Raw genomic sequence first — 2,523 nt, 5'->3', positions numbered from 1 at the left:
TCCTCGCCCCATACCAGCGGCACGCAGCGTTTGGCGGAGCCGAGCAGGCCGGTCGAGCGCTGCCATTCGTCGTGCCCGTCGAAGCAGACCATGCCCTGGCGGTATTCGCGCTGGCCCGGCAGGCGCAGCACCAGGCGCAGTTCGTTGACCCACTGGCCGCTGCGCGGATCGATATCGTTCCAGCGCTCCAGCTTCAGGCTGACCGGCAATACGATCTGGTAGAAGGCGCGCATGGTGGCGGCGAAGTCGCCGGACCAGTCCGCCGGGCGAATGCCGAAGCGGGTCTGCTTGATCCATTGTTCCAGTGGGGTGTCCCAGGTATAGATCAGCGAGATCAGCCCGATGAAGAGGGTGGCGGTCAAGCCCACCAGGCTCAGGCGCAACGGCAGGGACAGCACGCGGATACCGGTGGCCAATGCCTCTGCTTCGCCGGCCAGCGCGGCGGCACGGGCGATACGCAGGGCGCGCATGGCTTGTAGCGATACGCGGCTAGCAGGTTGGTTTAGCTCTTGTCCTAGACCAGCTTGCGTCAAGACTTCAGGCCTCGGACGACCAGTACCAGATGGTGCCCCCCCAGCTCGACTCCTTGAACTCGGGCATCCGTTCGCCCTGTTTGAAGTGCCGGCGCGAATTGGCCTGGGCGGGGCTGTACCAGTAGCCTTCGTGCGTGCAGGGCTGGCCTGCCGGGATACTGGGTGGGGTGTTCTTCCTGCTTTCCTGATCGAAGCGGGCGTACCAGCGGGCAGTGCTTTCTTCATCGAAGCAGTCGCCATAAGGGGAGTAGCTGTGCAACTGATCGGGATTGGGGATGCGCACGGGCTTGGCCACCCGGTTGACCGCGACATAGGCCGCCGGCGAGCCATCGGCCACTGCGCCTAGCTCGGGATATTCCCCCGCACGAATGATCAGGCCATTGTCGTAGTTCAGGACTTCGATATCGCCGCGACCGCTCAGGGCATGGCGGATAGCGCCTTCGCCCCCCAGGCGCTCCACGTAGGTATTGCCAAGGACGGTGAACCAGTTGACGCCTTTGATGTGCTCCTGCAGCTCGCGCCCTAGAGAATAGGCAAATGTATCCACTTCCAATCCGGAATACTGCTGAGCCAATTGGTATTCCATTGGCATGTAACTGTCGTAATCATAAGGCAGGATGCTGGACAGCCCGCCATAGCCGTGCTCCGCTTTTACTTGGTTACAGAGATAAAGCAACCACTCCTGATAACACTCGAAACCTTTAGGTTCGTTGAGGGCGGCCCAAGGTATTGCCAACTTTATATATGAGCGTTTCTTATCGCCATGAACTTCAAAGGAGTTCAGGGTCGAAAGGCTGTAATCCTCTGCCTCCTTGGCATTTGGCGCGCTACTCAGATGCCATTCGTACTGTTCGTTTGACCCGCAAGATAAGATCCTGTCATGGGTCTTGTCGAAATTGCCGGGAGTCAGCTTTTTGTAACGATCGGAATAGTGCCCCTTCAGATACGAACCGAATTCCTGATTAAATCGCGTGAAGCACTCCATCACTTTCCGCTTGCTTTCGGTGGTATAGCCTTCCTTGAAGTAAAGGGTGACGATCAGCCCCAGCTTGACCACTGGCGTGCCGTCCGGTAATTCGAACTCCAGATTCGGCGCCTGTTCTTTCAGTTTTTCCAATGCATTCATCGCTGTTTCCTCAGCCTGCGCTCAGGGCGCCGGCAACCGCACCGGCCCCCAGGATGCTGGCCAGCCAGGCCCAGGACAGTTGCGCCAGGCGAACCAGTACCATCAGCCCCGCGACGATTGCGGCAGGCACGCCGGCCGTGACCAGGGCCCCGGCAATCACGAAGGCCACCACGACCGTGCCGACCACGATGCCGACATCGATCAACACCTGCATCCAGTCGATCCTGCCGAGCATGTCCAGCGTCTGCTCGCTCACCCCTGCTCCCGCTCCAGATCGGCCAGCTGGCTGGTGGGGCCGTCGGCACGCAGGCGCTTGCGAATCGGCTGTGGCCACTGGCTGCGCGAGCGGCGCTTGGCGATGGCGTAGGTGAAGTTTTGCAGGGCGTTGAGCGGAGCGAGGATGATGCCGCCGAATAACAGTATGAAATCTGAGCCGCTCAGGAAGTTGCGACCTCCGTTGGCCTCGTACTGCTCCTTGATGTCTCTCCATTGCAGACGCGCCCAATGGCCTCGGCGTTTGCGTACTGCCAGCAGACTCTGATTGAACTCGGGCGAGTCGCTGCGCTGACCGTGCTCGTCGAACCAGGGACCGTCGTCCATATAGGCGCGCAGGTATTCCCAGAAACCCAGCTGCATTTCCAGGCTCTTGCCGATGGGCGAGCCGAGGTTGATCAGCACCTGCTCCTGGGGATGGCCGTAGCGATGCAGCAGGGCTTCGAGCGCCGCATGGCGCATGCCGGCGGTATAGGGGCCGACGCTGCCGTAGGCGTAGGCGGCAGCGGCGATGCCGTCCCAGGGGGGTGTGGTACAGCTCGCCGTCCTGCTCGAAGTACAGCTCGCGGGTGCGGCGGTTGAGCAGGATGG

Annotated in this window: 3 protein-coding genes and 1 pseudogene; all 4 read right to left on the bottom strand. The window is 61.1% G+C overall.

What is annotated here, in order from left to right; translation table 11 throughout:
* Positions 1-470: pseudogene (locus IN820_RS11780) on the bottom strand (toxin VasX); the annotation flags it as partial.
* 67 nt (positions 471-537) lie between these two features.
* A complete protein-coding gene (locus IN820_RS11775) occupies positions 538-1,659 on the bottom strand; it encodes a type VI immunity family protein (RefSeq protein WP_193681163.1) in 1,122 nt (373 codons plus the stop codon).
* 10 nt (positions 1,660-1,669) lie between these two features.
* The gene (locus tag IN820_RS11770) at positions 1,670-1,915 is read right to left on the bottom strand and encodes a hypothetical protein (protein WP_193681162.1); all 246 of its coding nucleotides are present in this window, start codon (positions 1,913-1,915) and stop codon (positions 1,670-1,672) included.
* Positions 1,912-2,523 (bottom strand): hypothetical protein (locus IN820_RS11765; RefSeq protein WP_235989145.1); only part of this gene is annotated, 612 nt, incomplete at its 5' end. The genes IN820_RS11770 and IN820_RS11765, both read right to left, overlap by 4 nt.

It is taken from the genome of Pseudomonas lopnurensis (genome assembly GCF_015070855.1).
GTDB classification, from domain to species: Bacteria; Pseudomonadota; Gammaproteobacteria; order Pseudomonadales; family Pseudomonadaceae; genus Stutzerimonas; species Stutzerimonas lopnurensis.
This window is presented reverse-complemented; position numbering and strand designations above follow the sequence as displayed.